Genomic DNA, 22,222 nt, shown 5'->3' on the forward strand with positions numbered 1-22,222 from the left:
CGAGAACCATGCACATCGGCATCGACGTCGGCGGCACCAACACCGACGCCGTCCTCATGGACGGCATGCGCACTCTGGCGGGGGTGAAGCACTCCACCACATCCGACGTCACGAGCGGCATCGTCCAGGCGATCGAGGACCTGCGCGCGGGGCGCCCCTTCGAGGGGGCCGAGATCGAGGCCGTCATGATCGGCACGACGCACTTCATCAATGCTCTCGTGCAGGCCAGCCGCCTCGCCCCGGTCGCGGCGCTGCGGCTCGGCCTGCCCGCCACGCGCGCCCTGCCGCCGCTGGTCGACTGGCCCGAGGTGCTCGTCGAGGCCACGCAGGCGCGCAGCTACCTCGCCCACGGCGGCTACGAGTTCGACGGACGTCCGATCTCGCCGCTCGACCCCGACGAGTTGCGGGCGCACGCCGAGGACATGAAGGCCCACGGCATCCGCTCGGTCGCCATCTCGTCGGTGTTCAGCCCCGTCAACCACGATCTCGAGGTGCAGGCCGCCGAGATCGTCGCCTCGGTGCTCGGCCCGGATGCCGCCATCTCGCTGTCGCACGAGATCGGCCGCATCGGGCTCCTCGAGCGCGAGAACGCGACCATCATCAACGCGGCGCTGCGCGAGCTCGCCTCTGAGATCGTCGACGGCCTCACCTCCGCGGTCCGCGCACAGGGCATCGACGCTCCGATCTTCCTCAGCCAGAACGACGGCACCCTCATGGACGAGGAGTATGTGCGCCGGTACCCCGTGGCCACCTTCGCATCCGGCCCGACGAACTCGATGCGCGGTGCGGCGGCCACGAGCGGACTGGACAACTGCGCGGTGATCGATGTCGGCGGCACCACGGCCGACATCGGCCTGCTCATCGGCGGCTTCCCGCGTGAGACGGCCAACGAGGTCAAGGTGGCCGGCATCCGCACCAACTTCCGGATGCCGGACGTGCTCTCCCTCGGCATCGGCGGCGGCAGCATCGTCGACGAGGAGACCGCAGAGGTCGGCCCGGCCTCGGTCGGCTACCGCCTCACGACCGAAGCGCTCGTGTTCGGCGGCTCCACCCTCACCGCCACCGACATCGCCGTCGCAGCCGGCCGGGCGCAGGTCGGTGACCCGTCGAAGGTCGCGCACCTGGATCCCGACTTCGTCGCCCGGGTGCTCGACCGGATCGCCGAACGCGTCTCCGAGGCCGTCGACCGCATGCGCACCTCGCCCGAGCCCATCGCCGTCGTCGCGGTCGGCGGCGGGTCGATCCTGCTGCCGGATGAGCTGCCGCTGTTCGGCACCGTGCACCGTCCGCAGAACTACGCGGTCGCCAACGCCATCGGCGCCTCCATCGCCCAGGTCGGCGGCGAGATCGACAAGGTGTACGCGATCGAGCCCGGCCGCCGCGAGGAGACGATCGCCGAGGTGCGCGCCGAGGCGGTCGACAAGGCGATCGCCGCTGGAGCCAAGCCGTCAACGGTGTCGATCATCGACTTCGACGAGGTGCCGATCCCGTACCTCCCAGGCAACGCCACGCGCATCCGCGTGAAGGCCGTCGGCGACCTCGACATGGGGGTGTGACGTGAGCTGGACGATCACCCCCGCTCACATCGACGGGCTCGCCCGCGGGGCCGCCGTGCTCGGTACCGGGGGAGGAGGCGACCCGTACATCGGCGCGCTCCTCGCTCGACAGGCCCTCGCCGCAGGCGACGTGACGGTCGTCGGCCTCGACGAGGTCCCCGACGACGCGGTCGTGCTCTTCGTCGCCATGATGGGCGCGCCGACGGTCATGGTCGAGAAGCTGCCCAGCCTCGATGAGGTCGTCGAGCCCGTGAAGGCTCTCGGCATCCATCTCGGCCGCCCCGTGACCCACATCGCCTGCGCCGAGGTCGGCGGCGTGAACTCCACCATCCCCATCGCCGCCGCAGCCGCGCTCGGGCTGCCGCTCGTGGACGCCGACGGCATGGGCCGGGCATTCCCCGAGCTGCAGATGGTGCTCCCGACGCTGTACGGGGTCACCGCTTCTCCGCTCGCGTTCAGCGACGAGAAGGGCAACACCGGTGTGCTGCAGACCGTCGACAACTCCTGGACCGAGCGCATCGCCCGCGTGGCCTGCGTCGAGATGGGCTGCTCCGTGATGATCTCCGGGTTCTCGATGTCGGGCACCGCCGCCAGGGAATCGCTCGTCGCGGGCTCCCTGTCGCGCTGCATCGGCACCGGTGAGCGCATCGCCAAGGCGAGGGCCGACAAGTCCGATCCGGTCGCCGCGGCCGTGGAGCTGCTCGGCGGACGCGAGCTGTTCGGCGGCAAGGTCGTCGACGTGCAGCGCGCCACCACAACGGGCTTCGCGCGTGGACGGGCGCGCATCGACGCCGAGGCCGGCTCGTCGTTGACCCTGCAGTTCCAGAACGAGCACCTCGTCGCCGAGCGCGACGGAGAGGTGCTTGCGACGACGCCCGACCTCATCATGGTGCTCGACGGGGAGTCCGGAGAGCCCATCACCACGGAGGGGCTGCGTTACGGACAGCGTGTGCGCGTCATCGCCGCCCCGGCCGACGAGCGGTGGCACTCCGCGGAGGCCCTGGCGATGGTGGGCCCCGGGTACTTCGGCTACGACCTGCCGGCGCACCGGTTCGACGGCACCGTCTCGACGGGGGAGACGGAGTGCGGTGCGCTGAGCGAGCGGAGCGAGACGAAATGAGCTGGCACCTTACCGCCGCCGACCTGCCCGATCTCGCCCGCGGCGCGACGCTGCTGGGAACCGGCGGAGGCGGCGACCCGTACATCGGCACCATGCTCGTCGAGCGGGTGCTGGGCGAGGGGAGCATCACGATCCTCGACCCGGACGAGATCGCTGACGACCTCTTCGTCATCCCCACGGCGCAGATGGGCGCGCCGACGGTCATGGTCGAGAAGATCCCCGCCGGCACCGAGCCGACGCTCGCCCTGCGCACGCTGGAGGAGCACCTCGGACGCACGGCCGAAGCCACGATGCCGATCGAATGCGGGGGCATCAACTCGATGATCCCGCTCGTCGTCGCCGCCGAGACGGGGCTCCCCGTGGTGGATGCCGACGGCATGGGGCGCGCGTTCCCCGAGCTGTCGATGGAGACCTTCGCCGTCTACGGCGTGCACGGCTCCCCGCTCGCCCTGGCGGGGGAGCGGGGCGAGAAGGTCGTCATCGACACGGGCGCCGACGACAGGCAGATGGAGTGGCTCGCCCGCGGCATCACGATCCGCCTCGGCGGGGTCGGCCACATCGCCGAGTACGCCATGACCGGAGCCGACGTGCGCCGCACCGCCGTGCCGCGAACGCTCTCGATGGCGCTCGCTCTCGGCCGAGCGATCCGCGTCGCCCGGGAAGAGCACCGGTCGCCGTTCGACGCCATCGCCGAAGTGCTGTCCACGACCCTGTACCCGCACATGCGCGAGCTGTGCGTCGGCAAGGTCGTCGATGTCGAGCGACGCACGACGGAGGGGTTCGCGAAAGGGAAGGCGACCATCGCGCCACTCGGCGCGGACGACGGCGACGTCTTCGAGATCGCGTTCCAGAACGAGAACCTCACGGCGCGTCGCGGAGGGCGCCTCGTCGCCATCGTGCCCGACCTCATCTGCGTCGTCGATCACGAGAGCGCCGAGCCGATCACGACCGAAGGGCTCCGTTACGGTCAGCGCGTGCGGGTGCTCGGCATCTCCACGCCGGACATGATGCGCACACCTGCCGCGCTCGCCGCGTTCGGGCCGTCCGCCTTCGGGCTGACGGAGGAGTTCACACCCGTCGAGTCGCTGACCGCGCCGTAGGCTGAGCGCATGGAGCTGGCGCGCGACGACCTCACGGCGCTCGCACGCGGCTACGCGCTGCTCGGATCCGGCGGTGGCGGCTCTACCACCATGCTCGAACTCATGCTGCGAGGTTCCGGCGGCTGGCCGATGCCGATCGCCGCGGCATCCGAACTCGATGCGTCGACGCCGTGCCTGGGGGTCGCATTCGTCGGATCGACGATGCTGCTGGGTGAGCGGATGCCGGGACTCGAGCCGTTCGCTCCGCTGCTCGCGGCCGTCGAGCGGTGGCTCGGGCATCCGGTGCCTGCGGTGTGCTCGCTGGAGGGCGGAGGGATGAACGGGCTCGCCCCGCTGTTGCTCGCCTCGACGCACACCGTGGTCGATGCCGACTGCACCGGGCGCGCCGTGCCGGGCCTCGACCAGATGTCGCTGTTCGTCGACCGCGTCCCCGGGCTCGTCTTCGCCTGCGACACCGGCGCAGGCGGCGTCGCTCTCGTGGAGGCCGCGCGACCCATAGACGCCGAGCGCGTCGTCCGTTCGGCGATCGTGCAGGCGGGCGGCGTCGGCTGCGCCGTGCTCGCGGGCTTCACCGTCGGCGATCTGCACGAGCATGCGATCACGGGGCATCTGCGGCATGCCCTCGCGCTCGGTCGGGCCTACGTCGGCTCGCGGCACGCACCACTCCCGGCTCTCGCGGCTGCGCTGGGCGGAGAGCTCCTCGCCGAAGGGCGCATCCTCTCGACCGCCGCGGCGCCGGGCGATCCGCACGCCAGCGCCGTCGAGGTCGCGGGACGAGGGGGAGCCGTGCAGCGTATCGTCACGCGCTCGGAGACGCTCGCCGTGTTCGACGACGGTCGACTCGTGGCGGCTGCTCCCACCGTGATCGTGGTGCTCGATGCGGTGTCGCGAGAGATCCTCGAGGTGACCGAGTTGGGACTCGCGCGGCACGTCGCCGTGATCGGCCTCCCCGCACCGGCGTGGTGGAGCGCGTCGCCGGAGCGTCGTGCGCGGGTCGTCCCCTCGGCATACGGACTCGCGGGACTCGATGCCGCATGAACGAGAGACTGCTGCTCAGCGCGCTGCTCGCCCACGAGCCGAACGGAGGCGTGTCGGTCGTGGCAGGTCCGGAGGACGCATCGTGGAGCGCCGTGTCGGTCGAGGCCGGCGAAGACGACCTGCCAGGGGAGGGCGGAGGGTGCCTCGCCGTGCTCACGGCATCCGCACCGGCAGCCGTATGGCAGCAGGACGCGATGCTCCGCCGTATCCGCGACCGCGGATTCACAGGGCTCGCGATGCCCGGGGCGGCGCGCATGGACGAGGGTGCGCGACGGCTCGCCGGCCGGCTCGGGCTCACGCTGCTCGACGTCGCACGCCCCGTGCAGCTCGCCAAGGCCTGCTGGATGCTCATCGAGGCTCGCGACGCCCTCACGCTCAGCCAGGTGCGCAAGGTCGCGCAGTCGTTCGAATACTCTGCGCAGGATCTCTCGGACCTCTTGCGGCACATCTCGGCGAACCTCGGCCTCGGCGTCGCTCTCGTCGATGCAGGTCACGTGCTCCACGAAGCCGGTGGCACGCTGGGCGAGGAGCTTCGGACGGCTCTCGGCACCGAGTCCTGGATCGAGCTGGCGAGGGCCCGCGACCTCGCCGCCGCATCGGTTCGGGTCGACAGCCCAGGACGCGGCGGGCTCCGCCTCGTGCTCTTCGGCCGTGGACTCAGCGACACGCAGCTGCATGCACTGTCGGTCGCCGCCGAGGTCGCGATGCCTGCCGTCGCCGCACGCATCCTCATCGACGAGGTCGCCGCCGTGAACGATGTCGCCGTGTCATCCGGCCTGCTCCGCGACTTCGTCGATCTGCACGGTGCGGCAGACCCCGACGTGGAACGCCGCATGGCCGAGCGGGGGTGGCGCACATCCGGACACCACATCGGCTTCCGCATGGTGGCGCGAGGACGACTCGATCCGTTCTCGCTGCTGCGCTCGCTCAGTCCCGGCCTGACGGCGATGGGTGCCGACGCGCATGCCACGACGGCAGGGCGGGGAGTGAGCGGCTGGCTCACGTTCACCGAGGCCCCCGGCCCCGAGGTGGTCGAGCGCGCGGTCGCGGCGCTGCGCGACCTGCACGCGTCCGCCCTGCGCGACTTCACGGTCGCGACGGGCGTCGGCTCCCTGCAGCGCGGAGCAGAGGGGCTCGCTGCGACGCTCGATGAAGCAGGCGACGCCGCGCGCATCGCCGCGGCGCGTTCGGCGGCCGGGTGGTTCGTTCGGGTCGACAGCCTCGGACTCGACCAGCTGCTGCTCGCCTGGACGGGGAACGACACGTTCGTTCCCGCGGCGCAGTCTCTGCTCGCACCGCTCCGAGACGGCGGTGGGGAGCTGCTCATGACCCTTGCCGCCTACCTCGACAACGAGTCAGGCATCGCGGCGACGGCTACCGCCCTGGGGTTGCACCGCAACACGGTCGCCGTGCGCATCCGACGAGTGCAAGAGCTCCTCGGCATCGACATGGGCGACCCCGAGGCGCGCCTCGCGCTCCACCTCGCCTGCCGTGCCGTGCTGCCGCGCTGAGCAGACGCGGGCGCCTGCCTACTCCGGGTCGCCGTTGAGTATCCAGCTGACGCCGAAGCGGTCGACGAGCATCCCGAACAGTCCGCCCCAGGGCGCCAGATCGAGTGGCATCGTCACGGTGGCTCCGTTCGACAGCTTGTCCCACACCGCGCGCGTCGTGTCAGAGCTCGTGCCGCTGAGAGACACGGAGAACCCGCGCGGCGCCTCGTACGGCATCGAGCTCGGGGTGTCGGACGCCATCAGCACGAGGCCGTCCGGTGTCGTGAGCTGCGCGTGCATCACGAGGTCCTGCTCGCTCTCGTCCTGCACCATGTCGGGGAACTGCGAGAAGGTGCTCACATCGAGATCGCCGCCGAGCACGCTCTGGTAGAACTCCATGGCCTCACGAGCGTTGTCGCGGAAGGAGAGGTACGGGTTGAGATTCGCCATGGGAGCTCCTCGGGGCGGTTGATCGGCTGCCTGCCGCGGGTCTCAGTCTGCGCCCGAGTGAAGGGCGGCACAAGAGTGCTCAGGCTCACTCGCGCGGCGCGGCAGACCGCGGATGCAGGACGCCGGACAGGGCGCCGAGCACCGCGCCCGCGAGCGTGTCGACGATGCGCTCGAGAGCGACGTCCATCGACCCGATCGTGCCGGTCGCAGCGCCGGCGAGCAGCAGCACCAGCGGCGTGATGAAGACGAGCGCCAGGGCGTAGTGCCGCACCACGACGATCTCGATCGTGAACTGCAGAACGCCCAGGAGCGCGGCCAGCCACAGCCCGGCCGGATGCAGCGCGGCGAGCAGCGCGTACGCGCCCGCGCCGATCACCGTGCCCAGCATCCGGTGAACCCCTCGCTGGAACGCCGTGCGCCTCGCGGCCGCCACGCCGATCACGGCGATGCCGGAGCCGACCACCCAATAGGTGCGGGGCTGATCGATCACGGCGCCCAGCAGCACACCCACCGCTGTCACGAGGACGACGCGCACCAGGAGCATCCGCCCGTCCGCGGAGAGGCGAGGGCCGGGAAGGATCTCGCGCACCGGACGCGCGTTCTTGGCGCGCACGCGCGGCAGCACGAGCGGCGTGAGCGAGAGGAGGTACGAGAAGAGGCAGCCGGTCGCGAACGCGGCCAGATACACGGCGCCGTCGACACCGCCAGCGCCCACGAGGTGCGCGGACAGACCGAACACGAGCACGAAGAACAGCGGCCCCGGCGGGCCGAGCCGGAACCCGAACGCGAGCGCGGCGCTGACGATGGCGACGATGACGAGGCCGACGCTCGACGCGAGGGCGTTGACGGACGCGCACACGCCGAGCGCGGCCGAGGCGATGAGAGCGGCCCCGACGAGGGGGAGGGCCCGTGCCCGCTCGACGACGGGGAGCGCGCCCAGGTGCAGCACCGTGAAGGCTCCGGATGCCGCGATGTAGCCGAGAGCCGGCGCGCCCGCGAGGGTCATCGCGGCGATCGGCACGGCGATGCCGAGCGCCGCCTGCAGAGCCAGCTGCCATCGCGGCCCGCGCGCGGGTGCGAAGGCGAACAGGCTCACGACTCCATTCTCGCGCTCTTCGGCCGCTCCCGCGGAGCACCGAGGCGGAACGCACCGGCGGAGCGGGAACGAGGCGCGGGCGGCAGGGCATGCGGGGATACGATGGCCGCGTGATCTCACCCCGTCCTGGACTCGCCGAACGCCTGTCGCGGATGATCCAGGTGCCCACGGTGTCGGCCGAGTATGCGCAGCGCGGACCGCAGCCGTTCGAGGACTTCGTCACGCTCCTCGCCGAGCTGTATCCGCTCGTGCACGAGCACCTGGCTCTCGAGAGGCACACCGAGCTGGGTCTTCTCTTCCACTGGGCCGGCACGGGGGCGATCGCCGACGGGCCCGTCGTGCTGATGGCGCACTTCGACGTCGTGCCGGTCGACGAGAGCGACGACTGGTCCCACCCCCCGTTCGCCGGCGTGATCGCCGATGGAATGGTGTTCGGCCGCGGCGCCCTCGACGACAAAGGTCCTCTCCTCGTCGTGCTGGAAGCCGTGGAGAACCTGCTGTCCGACGGCTTCCGGCCGGCCAGAGACGTGTACCTCAGCTTCGGCGGAAACGAGGAGACCTACGGTCACGCGGCGCAAGAGATCGCCAGGGTGCTGCGTGAGCGCGGCATCATCCCGTGGCTCGTCATCGACGAGGGCGGCGCGGTCGTGGATGCACCGCTGCCCTTCGTGCCGGGACGAGCCGCCATGATCGGCGTCGGCGAGAAGGGCGTGATGACGCTCACGCTGTCGGCGCGCGGTGAGGGCGGACACGCCTCGGCGCCGCCGTCGCTCACGGCGGTCCGACGGGTCGCACGGGCCGTCGACCGCCTCGGGCCCGGCACCTTCCGGCCGCACGCCTCGACGGCGATCCGGCGGATGCTCTCCCGGCTCGCCGACCGCACGCCGGGCCTGCCGCGCTACCTGCTGCGGCTGCTCGCCGCGACGCCATGGCTCACCGCCCGCGTCTTCGCAGCCCTCGGCGGAGAACCCGCGGCGCTCGTGCGCACCACGGTGGCCCCGACGATGCAGAACGGAGGGACGGCGGCGAACGTCCTCCCGTCGCAGGCGACCGCGACGATCAACCTCCGCATCGCTCTGGGCGAGACCGCGCAGCAGACCGTGCTGCGCGTGCGTCGCCGCATCGCCGACCCTCTCGTGTCGGTGCGGGTGATCGAGGCGGGTGAGCCCTCTCCCGAGTCGCCGGTCGACGGCCCGCAGTTCGCCCTGCTCGCCGACGCCCTCGCCGTCTCGCATCCCGGCGTCCCCGCGGTGCCGTACGTGATGATGGCGGCCACCGATTCCCGGCACTTCCACCGTTTCTCGCCTGCCGTGTACCGTTTCGCACCGCTCGAGATGTCCAACGCGCAGCGCGCGTCGATCCACGGGGTCGACGAGCGCGTCGAGATCGCGGCGCTCGAGCGGGGCGAGCTGTTCCATCGCACGCTTCTCCAGCGACTAGGGTGATGTCATCCGCCGCGGCTCCGCATCCGGTCCGTTCTCGGTTGCCGGGGCCGCATTCCGATGCTGAGAACAGGAGCCGCGATGATGCGCACCCGAACGTTCGGCGCCTTGGCGTCGGTCGTCGGTTTCCTCGCCTTCGTCGAGTTCACGAGCGGCGTGCTGCAGGGTTACTACACGCCCATGCTCAGCACGATCGCCCGGCACCTCGGCATCCATGACGCCGACGTCAACTGGCTCGAGGGCGCCCAGCTCATGCTGTCCGCCCTCGTCGTGCCCGCCTTCGCGAAACTCGGCGACATGGTAGGGCACAAGCGGATGCTGCTCCTCTCCACGGCGCTGACGGCCGCGGCCGGCCTGGTCCTGCCGTTCACCGACTCCTTCGCGCTGTTCCTCGTCGCGTGGGCTCTGATGGGGTTCTACGTCGTGTGGCTGCCCCTGGAGATCGCACTCATCTGGTCTCGGTCGCGGCGCATGGAAGGACGCTCGCGACTCACCGCCAAGGCCGCGGGCATCCTCGTCGCCACGCTCGAAGCAGGTGCGATCGCCGGGGCGCTCGCCGGCGGAGCGCTCGTCGACACGCTGCCCCTCCCCGTCGTGCTGCTCGTCCCGGCGGTGCTCGTGGTCGTGTGCTTCTTCGTGGTGCTGTTCGGGGTCTCGGAATCGCCGGAGCCGATGGGCGGCGTGTTCGACACCGCCGGGGTGGTGCTGATCTCTCTCGCCCTGCTCTGCTTCACCGGGGGTCTCGGACTGCTGCGGCTGGAGGGCGGTGTCGCGAACCCGTCGGCATGGATCATGACGGCGTTCGGGGTTCTGCTGGTGGTGCCGTTCGCGGTGTGGGAGCTGCGTCACCGCGATCCGGTCATCGATGTGCGCATGTTCCGCTCGCCGGCTCTGTGGCCGGTGTTCCTGACCGCGGGGCTGTTCGGCGTCAGCGTGCTCGGAGCGCAGGCGCCGCTTTCGACGTTCGCCCGGACCGACCCCGGTGTGTACGGCTACGGGCTGGGCACCAGCGGATTCCGCACCTCGCTTATCATCGGGATCTACCTCGTGGCGATGATCGCGGGGGCTCTGCTCTTCCCGATCGTCGCGCGGCGCGCCACGCCACGGCTGACGCTGATGACGGCGTCGCTCCTCGTCGGCGCCGGGTACCTCCTCTTCCTTCCGTTCCACGACAGCTACGGTCAGGTCGTGACGAACATGGTGGTCGCGGGCGTCGGATCCGGCGCGCTCGTCGCGTCGCTCCCCGCTGCCGCGGCATCCGCCTCACCGGCCACGCAGACCGGTGTGGCGACGGGGCTGACCAACTCGGTGAAGACCGTGGGCGGCGCGATCGCATCGTGCGTGTTCGGCATCGCCCTGCTGAACGGCGCGAGCACGGCGGCGGGCGAGACCGCGGGCTCTCTGGCCGGGTACATCACGGTATGGCTGGGGGGGGGGGGGGCGGCTCTCGTCGCTGCCGTGCTGCTCGTCTTCGTGCCGAAGGAGGCGTTCACCGATCGTCCGGCGGTGGCCGAGGCGGCGTTCACCGATCGGTAGTTTCTAAAAAACAAGACTCATGATTTTAGAGTGGCGCCGGGTGTCTCATGGAGGAAGACGAAGGAGGCGCCGATGTCACTCGCATACGCAGAAGAACCCGCAGCTCCCCTCGATGAGCGCGCCGTCGTGGATCGGCTGCGCATCAGCGCGGGGCACCGCACCATAGACGTCGCCGCAGCCGAGCATGCGGCGCGCGCCTTCCTGCGGGCTCTCGGCGTCGAGGTCGACGTCCTCGACGCCTCCGATCTTGCGCGTACGCCGCACCGGCTCGCCGCGGCGTACGCCGAGCTGCTGACCCCTGAGCCGTTCGACTTCACGACCTTCGCGAACGCCGAGGGCTATGACGAGCTCGTCCTCGTCCGAGACATCCCGGTCCGCTCGGTATGCGAGCACCACCTTCTGCCGTTCACGGGCGTGGCCCACCTGGCCTACCTCCCCGCAGACAGGGTCGTCGGCCTCTCGAAGCTTCCGCGCCTGGTCGATCACCACGCCCGTCGTCCGCAGACGCAGGAGCGGCTCACGGTGCAGGTCGCAGACGCGCTCGACAGACATCTGCGCCCCCGCGGGGTGGGAGTGGTGATCGAGGCGGCGCACAGCTGCATGACCCTGCGCGGGGCCAGAGCCGGAACGGCGACGACCACGACATCCGCCGTGCGCGGAGCGCTGCGTGACGAAGCCCGCTCGCGCGCCGAGTTCTTCGCGCTCGCTGGCGGGCGCGCGCACTGACCGCCGGGAGCAGCCGGCATCCATGAGGAAGGACGCATCATGACCATCGCGATCGTCGGCGGCGGCCTCGCGGGCGCCACCGCGGCCACCGAACTGCGCGCACGTGGATACGACGGGGAGATCGTGCTGTTCGCGGCCGAGCCGCATCTGCCCTACGAACGTCCGCCGCTCTCCAAGGACGTCCTGCTCGGCACCAAGAGCGTCGACGAGGCCGCCGTGCATGATGCCGCGTGGTACCGCGACAACGCGGTGCGGGTGGAACAGGGAACCCGGGTGACGCGCATCGATCCGGTCGGGCACCTCGTCACGGCGCATGGCGCGGCGGGCGCGACGGAGGTCCGCTACGACCGCCTGCTGCTCGCCACGGGCGCCGAGCCGCGCAGGTTCGCGCTCGCCGACGACGTGACCTCGCCCGTCTACCTCCGGACCGTCGACGACAGCCTCCGGCTGAAGGCTCAGCTGCGCGGCGGTGCCAGGGTGACGATCGTGGGTGCGGGGTGGATCGGGCTCGAAGTGGCATCCGCCGCACGGCAGGCGGGCGCGGAGGTCACGGTCTTCGAAGCCGCCGAACTGCCTCTGGTCCGCGTGCTGGGGCCCGAGGTTGCCGCGGTGTTCGCCGATCTGCACAGGCACCACGGCGTCGACCTGCGCTTGAACGCCCGTGTCGAGGCGTCCGACCTCGCCGAGACCGACGTCGTCGTGGTCGGAGTGGGGGCCGTGCCATCGACGGGACTCGCAGAGGCCGCCGGACTCGAGGTCGACAACGGCGTGCTGGTCGACGCCGCTCTCCGCACGTCCGATCCCGACATCTTCGCCGTCGGAGATGTGGCCGCACACGATCATCCCGTGCTCCGGCGGCGCATCAGGGTCGAGCACTGGGACACCGCGATCGGCCAGGGTGAGGTCGTGGCACGGAACCTGCTCGGAGCCGAGGAGCCGTACACGCGCCTGCCGTATTTCTTCACCGATCAGTACGACCTGGGCATGGAGTACTTCGGCAGCGTGGGACCGGGAGGGTACGACCGCGTCGACATCGAAGGAAACACGGATGCCGCGCACGGCGGCGCGTTCCGCGCGTACTGGGTCGCCGATGGCCGCGTGGTGGCCGCGATGCACGCCAACGACTGGGATGCGTCCGAGAGCGTGCGCGACAGCATCGGGACGAGCAGATGAGCGCGTCAGGTCGCCCCGTCCTCGTGCCGGGGCGTGTCGCCGTGATGGCGGTCGTCAATCGGACCCCTGATTCGTTCTTCGACCGTGGCGCGACGTTCGCGCTCGAGCGGGCGGTGGACACCGCGCTGCGTGCCGCAGAGCTCGGCGCCGACTGGGTTGACGTGGGAGGTGTGCCGTTCGGGCGCGGGCCGGCCGTCACCACGGCGGAGGAGATCGACCGGTTCGTGCCCGTCGTCGAGGCGATCGTGCGATCCGGCGCCGACGTGGTGATCTCCGTCGACACGAACGACGCCGAGGTCGCCCGGCACGCCATCGCCGCGGGTGCATCGGTGATCAACGACACGAGCGGCCTCGGCGACCCGCGGATGGCCCGCGTGGTGGCCGAGGGGGCGCGCACATCGTGATCACGCACAGCGTGGGGCCGCCGCGCGCCGAGAAGCCGGCTGCGCGGTACGAGGATGTCGTCGCGGAGGTGCGCGACTTCCTCGTCGAGCGCATCTCGCGAGCAGAGGCAGCCGGCATTCCGAGGGAACGGATCGTGATCGATCCCGGCCACGATCTCGACAAGAACACGCTGCACACGCTCGAGCTGACCCGCCGGCTCGAGGAGATCGCCGCGATCGGGCCGCCGCTGCTCGTGGCCGTGTCGAACAAGGACTTCATCGGCGAGTCGATCGACAGGCCGCAGGGCGAACGGCTGGCGGGATCCATCGCGGCGATGACGGCCTGCGTCGTGAAGGGCGCGCGCATCGTCCGGATGCACGACGTCGCAGCCGCCGTCGACGCGGCCCGCATGATCGAGGCGATACTGGGCATGCGACCGCCTGCCCGCCTGGAGCACAACGCGCACCCGACGCACAACGTGTGAGGAGGAGCCATGACCAGCATCGACCGGCTCTGGCCCGACCCGGAGGGCGACCTCGACGACGAGCGGCTGCTCGAACTGACCCGCATGCCTGACGGGCCGTGGCTGCGCATGAACTTCATCTCGAGCATCGACGGCGCCGCCACGCAGGACGGCCGCTCTGGTGGACTGGGCGATGACGCCGATCGGCGGCTGTTCGGGCTGCTCCGCTGGGACGCAGATGCCGTGCTCGTCGGTGCGGGCACCGCTCGCGCAGAGGGGTACGCGGAGTTGCGTGTCGCCCACGACGCGGTCGCGTGGCGCATCGCGCGCGGGCTTCCGCCGCAGCCGACGCTCGTGCTGGTGTCGGCGAGCCTCGACCTCGACCCGGACGACCGGATGTTCGCCGAGGCGCCGGTCAGGCCCGTCGTGTGCACGGTCCCGGGGGTGCCGTCCGCGCGGAGAGACCGGATCGCCGAGGTGGCGGATGTGGTGGTGACCGGGGGATCCGGTGTCGACCCGCAGGCGCTGCGCCGTGAGCTTGCGGCGCGCGGTCTGCGGCGCGTGCATGCCGAGGGCGGCCCGACGCTCTTCGCCTCGTTCCTGGAGGCGGGGGCCGTCGACGCTCTGCACCTGACCCTGGCGCCGCGACTGCAGAACGGTTCGGCGGGACGGATCGTCCGCGGTGGGACGGAGGCGCCGACCGGCATGCGCCTGGAGTCGGTGCTGCGTGCCGGAGATGAGCTGTTGCTGCGCTACACCCGCAGCTGACGGCGGCTACTCCGCGGTCTCGCGCGGCGGGTTGTGCATGAACTCGATGCGGATCCCGTTGTCGTCCTCGACGAATGACGCGTAGTAGCGGTCGCTGAAGCGCGGATAGACCTTCGGGTCGCGCACGACGGTCCAGCCGGCATCCGTCGCGACGCGGTGCAGACGGTCGACCTCATCGCGCGAGTCGACCGCGAAGGCGAGGTGCTGCCATCCGACGCGGCCGTGCTGGTGCGGCTCCGGATCGTCGGCGCGCGGCGCGTAGAGGATGATCTCGGTGTCGTCGCCGTGGTGCCAGGAGATGCCGCCCTCCTCCTCGGTGCCGAGCTCGTAACCCAGCGCGGTCAGGACCGGGTGGAACTGCGCGCGTGCGCGCTCCACGTCGGCGACGGTGATTCCCAGGTGATCGACGAGTGCCATGTCCCCAGTCTGACGGATGCTGCGGCCGACGTGCGGGAGGGTCAGTGCGGGGCGTGGTACTCGGCCTCGCCGCGCTTCCAGTAGCCCTTCACCACGGCGACGGCCGGGTCGACGCCCCAGTGGGACAGCAGGGCGCGGCCGGGCTTCACGACGGACTGCTCGGCCGCGATGAACACGAACGGGTCGGGCCCCGCGGCATCCGGCATCCCCGCCAGGAAGGCGATGAGCGCCGAGCCTGCCGGCGCGTCGCCGCGGTGCAGCCACTCCACGTCGACGGGGGTGTCGATGTCGACCTCGCGTCCTGCCGACAGGGTCTCGATCACGATGCGCGCGGGGGTGCCGTCGGGGATGAGGTGGGAGAACCGCCGGATGGCGGGGATCGCGGTCTCATCGCCCGCGAGCAGCCAGGAGCCGGGCGAGCCCGTGATCACGGCGGAGCCGCGCGGTCCTCCTACGCCGATCTGCGATCCGAGGGGAGCGCCCGCCGCCCATGGCGCGGCCAGACCCTCGTCGCCGTGCACCGCGAACTCCACGTCGAGCCAGTCCTCGCCCCAGGCGAGCGGCGTGTACTCGCGGCTGGGAGAGGCCCGCAGCTCCTCGACGGAGCCGACCGGACCGTCGGGGAAGAACAGCCGCATGTGATCGTCGGCCCCGAGCGACTGGAACCCGGCGAGCTCCTCGCCGCGAAGGCGCACGCGCACGAAGTCGGGCGCGAGCCACTCGCGCTCCGCCAGCGTGGCCAGGCGGAAGCGGAGATCGAGGCCGTGGCGCTCGATCGAGAATCCGGATTTCGATTCGCTCATAAAGTAAGGCTAACCTATCCTCATCGAGGTAAGGTCGTCCTAACCTCGATGATCCGGCGCCGAGCGCGCGCACTCTCACAGCAGAACAGGAGTCTCTCCATGTCCGTGCCCAGAAGAACCCTCGCGATCAGCGGCCTCGGTGTCGTCGGCCTGCTCGTCCTCGCCGGATGCGCGTCCGGCGGCCCCGCGGAGCCCGAGGGGGCGAAGGCGTCGGCCGCCACGGTGACGGTGGAGGACAACTCCGGCACGCACGAGATCGCGACTCCCCCCTCGTCGGTCGTGGCGCTCGACAACCGCACCTTTCAGACCCTCGCCGACTGGGGTGTCGAGCTCAGCGCCGCGGCCGTGGCGCTGATGCCCGACACCGTCTCGTACGCCTCTGACGACTCGATCGTCGACCTCGGCCTGCACACGGAGCCGGATCTGGAATCGCTCGTGGCGGTCGAGCCCGACCTCATCATCAGTGGTCAGCGCTTCACCCAGCACGACAAGGCGATCGCCGACCTCGTTCCGGACGCGACGATCATCGATCTCGAGCCGCGCGAGGGCGAGCCGTTCGACGCCGAGCTCATCCGACAGGTCACGGCGCTCGGCGAGATCTTCGGCAAGCAGGACGAGGCCGCGGCGCTCGTCGCCGACTTCGAGGCGGCGGTCGACCGTGCGAAGGAGGCCTACGACAGCGCCGACACCGTCATGGCGGTGAACACGTCGGGCGGCACCATCGGTTACCTGGCACCCACGGTCGGACGGTCGCTCGGGCCGATCTACGACATCCTCGGCCTCACGCCGGCCCTCGAGGTCGCCGACGCCACCGACGACCACCAGGGCGATGAGATCTCGGTCGAGGCGATCGCCGCGGCCGACCCCGACTGGATCCTCGTGCTCGACCGCGACGCGGTCTTCGCCGACGAGACGCCCGACTACGTGCAGGCGGCGGAGATCATCGAGAACACCGAAGCTCTGGCCGGGGTCACGGCGGTGACGCAGAAGCAGATCGTCTACATGCCCACCGACACGTACCTCAACGAGAGCATCCAGACGTACACCGAGTTCCTCAACGACCTCGCGGACGCCCTCGAGAAGAGCGCGAAGAAGTAAGGGCGTCGCGGCGGCATCCGGCGACGATCGGATGCCGCCGCTCGCGCGAGCCGTCATGATCCGCACCGCACCGACCGAGGAGCCCCGCACCCGCGGGCGGCTCCTCGACCCCCGACTCCTGCTCGGCGTGCTCGTCGTCGCCGTGCTGCTCGTCGTGTCCCTCGTCACGGGTGTCTACGACATCGCCGGAGCCGCCGATGGCGGGGAGATGTTCCTCATCACCCGCGTTCCGCGCACGATCGCCCTCGTGCTCGCCGGCGCCTCCATGGCGATGGCCGGTCTCGTGATGCAGCTGCTCACCCAGAACCGCTTCGTCGAGCCCACCACGACCGGGACGACCGAGTGGGCCGGGCTCGGCCTGCTCGCCGTCATGGTGCTCGTGCCGCATCCGTCGATCCCGCTGCGCATGGCGGGAGCGGTGCTCGCAGCTTTCGTGGGGACCATGGTCTTCTTCGCGTTCCTGCGCCGGGTGTCGCTGCGCTCCTCTCTCATCGTGCCGATCGTCGGCATCATGCTCGGCGCCGTGGTCGGAGCCGTCTCCACCTACCTGGCGCTCGTGACCGATTCGCTGCAGACGATCGGCGTGTGGTTCGCCGGCAGCTTCACCTCGGTGCTGCGCGGGCAGTACGAGCTCCTCTGGCTCGTCGCCGTGGTCGGGGTTCTCGTCTTCCTCGTGGCAGACCGGCTGACCGTCGCCGGACTGGGCGAGGAGATCGCGACGAGCGTCGGCGTGAACTACGACCGCATGATCCTGCTCGGAACGGCGCTCATCGCCGTCGTCACCGGCGTCGTCACGGTGGTCGTGGGCAACCTCCCCTTCCTCGGGCTCATTGTGCCGAACGTCGTCTCCCTCGTGCGCGGAGACGACCTGCGCAGCAACCTCCCGTGGGTGTGCCTCCTCGGCATCGCCGTCGTGACGGTGTGCGACATCATCGGGCGGACGATCATCATGCCGTTCGAGGTACCGGTGTCGCTCATCCTCGGCGTCGTCGGAGCCGCCGTGTTCCTCGTCCTCCTGCTCAGGCAGCGCCGCCGTGGCTGAGGCGACGGAACTCCGCACGGCCGGCCCCTTCCCGACCGTCCGATCCCGGCGACGGTTCGCCGTGATCCTCGCGGTGCTGGTCGTGCTCGCGGCCGGCTCGGGGTTCGGGCTTCTCGCGTGGGGCAACCCGATGCCGTTCGGGACCGACGCGTTCTGGCGCATCGCCGCGCACCGCGCGACGAACGTGACCGTCATGGCGGTCGTCGCCCTGTCTCAGGCCGTTGCGACGGTGTGCTTCCAGACAGTGACCGGCAACCGCATCATCACGCCGTCGATCATGGGGTTCGAGTCGCTCTACCGGGTCGTGCAGACGACCTCCGTGTACCTGTTCGGGGTCGCAGGCGTCGTCGCGCTGCAGGGGGTGGGCTCGTTCGCGCTGCAGGTCGCCGTGATGGTCGCGCTCGCCGTGGCCCTCTACGGCTGGCTGCTGTCTGGGCGGTACGGCAACCTGCAGATCATGCTGCTCGTCGGCATCGTCATCGGCGGCGGCCTCGGGGCCGTGTCGACGTTCATGCAGCGGCTGCTCACTCCGAGCGAGTTCGACGTGCTGGCCGCCAGGCTGTTCGGGAACGTGTCGAACGCCGACCCCGAGGTGCTGCCGCTGGCGATCCCGCTCTGCCTCGGCGCCTCGGCGGTGCTGTGGTTGCGCGCCCGCAGGCTGAACACGATGGCGCTCGGCGCCGACGTCGCGCGGTCGCTCGGCCTCGACCACCGGCGCGAGCTGCTGATCGTGCTGACCCTCGTCGCCGTCCTCATGGCGACGTCGACGGCTCTGGTCGGCCCCATGACCTTCCTCGGCTTCCTCGTGGCCACCCTGGCCTACCAGTTCGCCGATTCGCACGATCACCGCCTCATCCTCCCCGTCGCCGTGCTCACCGCGTTCACGGTGCTTGCAGGCGCGTACTTCGTCATGAAGCACGTGTTCTACGCGCAGGGCATGGTGTCGATCCTCATCGAGCTCGTCGGCGGGGGACTGTTCCTCCTCGTCATCCTCAGAAAGGGGCGACTGTGATCGCACTCTCCGGCGTCCGCCGCGACTACAGCACCGACGTGGCCATCGGCCCCGTGGATCTCGACATCCCCGCCGGTGGCATCACGGCGCTCATCGGGCCCAACGGGGCGGGGAAGTCCACCCTCCTCACCATGATCGGGCGCCTGTGCGGCATGGACGCGGGCAGCATCGAGATCGCGGGGCTCGACGTCGCGTCGACCAAGCCGAAGGACCTCGCCCGTGTCGTGTCGATCCTCCGGCAGGAGAACCACTTCGTCACCCGCCTCACCGTGCGCCAGCTCGTCGGATTCGGCCGCTTCCCCTACACCCACGGACGCCTCACGCGCGACGACGAGGAGATCATCAGCCGGTCGATCGACTTCCTCGACCTCCGCGCGCTCGAGGGCCGCTACCTCGACGAGCTGTCGGGCGGCCAGAGACAGCGCGCGTACGTCGCCATGGTGCTCGCGCAGGACACCGAGTTCGTGCTGCTGGACGAGCCGCTCAACAACCTCGACATGCGTCACGCCGTGCAGATGATGAAGCATCTGCGGCGCGCCGCCGACGAGCTGGGCCGCACGATCGTCATCGTGCTGCACGACATCAACTTCGCCGGCCACTACGCCGATCGGATCTGCGCCATGAAGGACGGCGCCGTCGTCGAGTTCGGCGCCCCCGAGGAGATCATGACGGATGCCGTGCTGACACGCGTGTTCGACACCCCCGTGCAGGTCGTGCCAGGGCCCTCCGGTCCTCTCGCGGTGTACTACTGAGCTCGCCCCCGGGGCACTGCGGAGGCAGCGGGGACCGTCGCTCAGAGCTCGATGCCGTGATCCTCGTCGTTCACGCCGGCGTTGTGCCCTCGGCGGGACTCGACGGCGAGGAACCATCCGAACCAGACGATGACCGCCAGCAGCACCCCGAGCCAGACGTTCTCGAAGATGAGGCCGATCACGACGCCCAGCACCAGCAGTGCCGCGGAGATGGCGAGTCGGATGCCGGTGCGACGGGGTGGAGCCATGGGCAACAGCCTAGAGCTCAGCGGCGCCGATGGTCTTCCGGGGCGAGCCGAGGGCCGCGCCGTGGTTCGCGCACGCCGCTCGCGAAGATGAGGCGGATGACGCGCTGGCGGTGGCCGGCCCACGGCGCGAGCAGCTCGAGCATGCCGGCGTCGTCGGTCCGGCTTCCGGTGAGCGCGTAGCCGACCTCGTGCGCGAGGTGATAGTCGCCGACGCTCACAGCATCCGGATCGCCCAGAGCGCGGATGCGCGTCTCGGCCGAGGTCCACGGGCCGACGCCGGGCAGGCTCGTGAGCACCCGGTCGCGGGCGTCGCCGTCGGCCGCCGCCAGCAGCGCGCGGTGGATGCTGTCGCCGCGGGCCGCCGCGCTCACGATCGTCTTGGACTGCGGTGGCTCGACTCCCGCGCGATGCCAGGCCCACGACGGGATGCGCCGCCACACCTCGGGAGGAGGCGGCGCGAAGAGGGGACGCGGGGTCGGGCCGGGTGCGCGCTCGCCGAACCGCGTGACGAGCGCGCGCCACGCGCCGAAGGCCTGCATGCCGGTGACCTTCTGCTCGATGATGGCGCAGGCGAGAGCGTCGAACACCTCGCCGGTGCGGGCGAGCCGGATGCCGGGGTGGCGGCGCGCGGCATCGGCGATCAGCGGATGCCGGGACGGATCGAAGCCGGACTGGTCGTCCTCCGCCCCGCACAGCGCTGGCACGCTCGCAAGCGCGCGTTCGGCGCCGGGTCCCCACGCCGTCGCATGGATTCCGTCAGCCGCGGCTCGGAGCGCGAGGGTGGCGATCCCCATCGGGGTGCGCATCGCGCGCCAGATGACCGGCCCGTCGTGCACCGTCGTGGGGTCTCCTGCGCCGCGGCGCAGCATCCCCACTGTTCGTGCGAGGTCGACGGGCTGCCGGGGGCGGTACACCGTCTGCACGGACGGGCTGGGCGGCGCGTGCGTGTCTGCGGTGAGGGTCATGCGCCCACCCTACGCGGGCCTTCTGACGTTCGGGCTCGAACGCCGGTCCGCGGCGTGATGTGCTCCTCGCCGCGGCGCGTCGGGTCGCGGCCGTGCCCATGCGCCCTCCCCGCCCTGGGGAGCGCTCGGCAGCTCCGTCAGAAGCGGTCGGGCGACGGGGTGCCGTGGCCGTAGCGGATGACGACGTCGGCGTGACGGTCGAAGCGGTAGCCGATGCCGCGCACGGTTCGCACGATGTCCTCGTAGCGTCCGAGCTTCGCGCGCAGGCGGCGCACGTGCACGTCGATCGTGCGCTCACCGGGGGCCTCGTCGTCCTGGGCCTGCCACAGCGCCGACACGAGCTCCGAGCGCTCGATCGTGCGGCCTTCGCGCAGCACGAGGTACTGCAGCAGCTCGAACTCCTTGTAGGTGAACGATGCCGACTCGCCGTCGATGAGCACCCGCTTGCGCGAGATGTCGACGACGACGCCGCCCTCGTCTGAGGTCGTCTCCTCCTCGGCTGCCGCCTTGGTGCGGGCGATGGCACCGGGCTCGTGAAGCGCGAGCCGCACCACGTCGAGGTCGCGGCCGCCGGAGCCGTGCGGTGCCAGGGCGACGGTCGCGTGGGTCTCGGCGGCGGGGGCGAGCTCGGCCAGCGTGCGGCGGAGGGCGTCGACGAGGAGCGGCAGGCTAACGCCGGCTTCCGCTGCCTTGATCTCATCGAGGCCGACGTAGAGGGCGAAGCCGCGGGGCGAGCGGGCGGCGGGGAGGTCTGCTGCCGCGGGAGCGGCGGAACGGGGCTGCGCGGTGCGGGCGGCGGAGGCGACGGGACGCTCGAGGAGTGCGGTGTTCGACATGATGATGAGTCCTTGGGACGAGAGCCGATGCGGCTCTGATGCGTTGCATGAATGACCGGCGGAGCCGGGATATCGAGCACAGGGTGGGTGCTCGGAGACTCAGGCCTCGCAGATAGCGAGCGGCCTGGTCTGGCGGGGTGGCTGTTCGTTCAGCGACACATTCGGCAACACATGCCAACGCGACCGGGCATCATCATCCCGGCAGTCCCGTTCGCCTCCTGGGCGGACAAAGGGCGTGCGTTGGTGGTCATGGGGGGATTATGTCGGAACAAGTCCGGGCGTGTCAAAACGACCCTCGCGCCGTGCCCGCGGCGTAACGTGGACGCGATGAGCACTTCGGGCACGATCGACGGCTTCCTCGTGACCGACGAGAAGGATGCGTCCCGATACACGCTGACCCGTGACGGCCAGCTCGTGAGCGTTCTGGACTATCGCGACGACGGACGCACGATCGCCCTGACGAGGGCCTTCACGATCCCGACTTTCCGCGGTCACGGCTACGCCGGGACCGTCGTGGCCGGCGCGGTCGCCGACATCGAGCGCCGCGGCGATCGCAAGGTCGACCCCGTGTGCTGGTACGTGGCAGAGTGGTTCGCGGCCCACCCGGAGCACGCGTCCCTCCTGCGTCGCCGCTGAGCCGCGCGCGTCCGCCTCGCCTCTCATCGTGTGACGCCGTGTTACATCGGCACGGCCGTTCGGCCCCGGTG

At 70.8% G+C, this 22,222-nt stretch carries 24 protein-coding genes; 17 read left to right on the forward strand and 7 right to left on the reverse strand.

The window, feature by feature from the left end; all coding sequences use genetic code 11:
• The first annotated feature begins 8 nt into the window (after nt 1-8).
• Genes AB663_RS07150 through AB663_RS07170 form a run of 5 tightly spaced genes read left to right on the forward strand, consistent with a single transcriptional unit; the run spans nt 9 to nt 6,325 of the window.
• The gene (locus AB663_RS07150) at nt 9-1,556 is read left to right on the forward strand and encodes a hydantoinase/oxoprolinase N-terminal domain-containing protein (RefSeq protein WP_067197312.1); all 1,548 of its coding nucleotides are present in this window, start codon (nt 9-11) and stop codon (nt 1,554-1,556) included.
• A gap of 1 nt (nt 1,557) precedes the next feature.
• Nucleotides 1,558-2,676: a DUF917 domain-containing protein gene (locus AB663_RS07155; RefSeq protein ID WP_067197316.1), complete on the forward strand. Its 1,119-nt coding sequence runs from the start codon at nt 1,558-1,560 to the stop codon at nt 2,674-2,676.
• Complete coding sequence (locus AB663_RS07160) at nt 2,673-3,776, forward strand: DUF917 domain-containing protein (protein WP_067197319.1); 1,104 nt, start codon at nt 2,673-2,675, stop codon at nt 3,774-3,776. The genes AB663_RS07155 and AB663_RS07160 overlap by 4 nt, the downstream gene beginning before the upstream one ends.
• Nucleotides 3,777-3,785: 9 nt before the next feature.
• Complete coding sequence (locus AB663_RS07165) at nt 3,786-4,814, forward strand: S-methyl thiohydantoin desulfurase domain-containing protein (protein WP_067197322.1); 1,029 nt, start codon at nt 3,786-3,788, stop codon at nt 4,812-4,814.
• Complete coding sequence (locus AB663_RS07170) at nt 4,811-6,325, forward strand: PucR family transcriptional regulator (RefSeq protein ID WP_067197325.1); 1,515 nt, start codon at nt 4,811-4,813, stop codon at nt 6,323-6,325. The genes AB663_RS07165 and AB663_RS07170 overlap by 4 nt, the downstream gene beginning before the upstream one ends.
• An 18-nt stretch (nt 6,326-6,343) precedes the next feature.
• Here the strand turns inward: AB663_RS07170 and AB663_RS07175 are convergent, their stop codons facing one another.
• Complete coding sequence (locus AB663_RS07175) at nt 6,344-6,754, reverse strand: VOC family protein (RefSeq protein WP_067197328.1); 411 nt, start codon at nt 6,752-6,754, stop codon at nt 6,344-6,346.
• An 85-nt stretch (nt 6,755-6,839) separates the two neighbouring features.
• On the reverse strand, nt 6,840-7,850 hold the full coding sequence (locus AB663_RS07180; RefSeq protein WP_067197331.1) for an FUSC family protein: 1,011 nt from the start codon (nt 7,848-7,850) through the stop codon (nt 6,840-6,842).
• 110 nt (nt 7,851-7,960) lie between these two features.
• Here AB663_RS07180 and AB663_RS07185 point away from each other — a divergent pair, with 110 nt between their 5' ends.
• The 7 genes from AB663_RS07185 (at nt 7,961) to AB663_RS07215 (ending at nt 14,342) form a co-directional block, all read left to right on the forward strand.
• Nucleotides 7,961-9,295: a M20/M25/M40 family metallo-hydrolase gene (locus AB663_RS07185; protein WP_232304661.1), complete on the forward strand. Its 1,335-nt coding sequence runs from the start codon at nt 7,961-7,963 to the stop codon at nt 9,293-9,295.
• A 78-nt stretch (nt 9,296-9,373) separates the two neighbouring features.
• Entirely contained in the window at nt 9,374-10,828 is a 1,455-nt protein-coding gene (locus tag AB663_RS07190; RefSeq protein WP_083511155.1) for an MFS transporter, read from the forward strand.
• 72 nt (nt 10,829-10,900) lie between these two features.
• Nucleotides 10,901-11,554 (forward strand): GTP cyclohydrolase I, encoded by a 654-nt coding sequence (gene folE, locus AB663_RS07195; RefSeq protein ID WP_083511156.1) that lies wholly within the window; start codon nt 10,901-10,903, stop codon nt 11,552-11,554.
• Nucleotides 11,555-11,593: 39 nt separating this feature from the next.
• Nucleotides 11,594-12,727, forward strand: coding sequence for an NAD(P)/FAD-dependent oxidoreductase (locus AB663_RS07200; RefSeq protein ID WP_067197340.1), 1,134 nt, complete (start codon nt 11,594-11,596; stop codon nt 12,725-12,727).
• Nucleotides 12,724-13,131, forward strand: a complete 408-nt coding sequence (locus AB663_RS17695) for a dihydropteroate synthase (RefSeq protein WP_067197343.1) — start codon at nt 12,724-12,726, stop codon at nt 13,129-13,131. Before AB663_RS07200 ends, AB663_RS17695 begins: the two co-directional genes overlap by 4 nt.
• On the forward strand, nt 13,128-13,595 hold the full coding sequence (locus AB663_RS17700) for a dihydropteroate synthase (protein WP_067197347.1): 468 nt from the start codon (nt 13,128-13,130) through the stop codon (nt 13,593-13,595). The genes AB663_RS17695 and AB663_RS17700 overlap by 4 nt, the downstream gene beginning before the upstream one ends.
• Nucleotides 13,596-13,604: 9 nt before the next feature.
• Entirely contained in the window at nt 13,605-14,342 is a 738-nt protein-coding gene (locus AB663_RS07215) for a pyrimidine reductase family protein (RefSeq protein WP_067197350.1), read from the forward strand.
• Between the two features lie 6 nt (nt 14,343-14,348).
• On the opposite strand, the gene AB663_RS07220 is transcribed toward AB663_RS07215, so the two are convergent.
• Nucleotides 14,349-14,759, reverse strand: coding sequence for a VOC family protein (locus AB663_RS07220; RefSeq protein ID WP_067197353.1), 411 nt, complete (start codon nt 14,757-14,759; stop codon nt 14,349-14,351).
• 41 nt (nt 14,760-14,800) lie between these two features.
• Entirely contained in the window at nt 14,801-15,562 is a 762-nt protein-coding gene (locus tag AB663_RS07225; protein WP_067197356.1) for a siderophore-interacting protein, read from the reverse strand.
• 99 nt (nt 15,563-15,661) lie between these two features.
• Between AB663_RS07225 and AB663_RS07230 the strand changes: the two genes are divergently transcribed.
• Genes AB663_RS07230 through AB663_RS07245 form a run of 4 tightly spaced genes read left to right on the forward strand, consistent with a single transcriptional unit; the run spans nt 15,662 to nt 19,466 of the window.
• The gene (locus AB663_RS07230; protein ID WP_067197359.1) at nt 15,662-16,660 is read left to right on the forward strand and encodes a siderophore ABC transporter substrate-binding protein; all 999 of its coding nucleotides are present in this window, start codon (nt 15,662-15,664) and stop codon (nt 16,658-16,660) included.
• A gap of 55 nt (nt 16,661-16,715) precedes the next feature.
• Nucleotides 16,716-17,702 (forward strand): ABC transporter permease, encoded by a 987-nt coding sequence (locus AB663_RS07235; RefSeq protein ID WP_157540969.1) that lies wholly within the window; start codon nt 16,716-16,718, stop codon nt 17,700-17,702.
• Entirely contained in the window at nt 17,695-18,714 is a 1,020-nt protein-coding gene (locus AB663_RS07240) for an iron chelate uptake ABC transporter family permease subunit (protein ID WP_067197362.1), read from the forward strand. The genes AB663_RS07235 and AB663_RS07240 overlap by 8 nt, the downstream gene beginning before the upstream one ends.
• Entirely contained in the window at nt 18,711-19,466 is a 756-nt protein-coding gene (locus AB663_RS07245) for an iron ABC transporter ATP-binding protein (RefSeq protein ID WP_067197364.1), read from the forward strand. Before AB663_RS07240 ends, AB663_RS07245 begins: the two co-directional genes overlap by 4 nt.
• Before the next feature lie 41 nt (nt 19,467-19,507).
• On the opposite strand, the gene AB663_RS07250 is transcribed toward AB663_RS07245, so the two are convergent.
• The 3 genes from AB663_RS07250 to AB663_RS07260 form a co-directional block, all read right to left on the reverse strand.
• The gene (locus tag AB663_RS07250; RefSeq protein ID WP_067197370.1) at nt 19,508-19,714 is read right to left on the reverse strand and encodes a hypothetical protein; all 207 of its coding nucleotides are present in this window, start codon (nt 19,712-19,714) and stop codon (nt 19,508-19,510) included.
• A gap of 17 nt (nt 19,715-19,731) precedes the next feature.
• Nucleotides 19,732-20,679: a DNA-3-methyladenine glycosylase family protein gene (locus AB663_RS07255; protein ID WP_067197373.1), complete on the reverse strand. Its 948-nt coding sequence runs from the start codon at nt 20,677-20,679 to the stop codon at nt 19,732-19,734.
• Between the two features lie 137 nt (nt 20,680-20,816).
• Nucleotides 20,817-21,515 carry a winged helix-turn-helix domain-containing protein gene (locus tag AB663_RS07260; protein WP_067197375.1) on the reverse strand — a complete coding sequence of 233 codons (699 nt, stop codon included), beginning with the start codon at nt 21,513-21,515 and terminating at the stop codon, nt 20,817-20,819.
• Nucleotides 21,516-21,842: 327 nt separating this feature from the next.
• Here AB663_RS07260 and AB663_RS07265 point away from each other — a divergent pair, with 327 nt between their 5' ends.
• Entirely contained in the window at nt 21,843-22,151 is a 309-nt protein-coding gene (locus AB663_RS07265; RefSeq protein WP_067197377.1) for a GNAT family N-acetyltransferase, read from the forward strand.
• Nucleotides 22,152-22,222 lie beyond the last annotated feature (71 nt).

This window comes from Microbacterium sp. XT11, from assembly GCF_001513675.1.
Classification (GTDB): Bacteria; Actinomycetota; Actinomycetes; order Actinomycetales; family Microbacteriaceae; genus Microbacterium.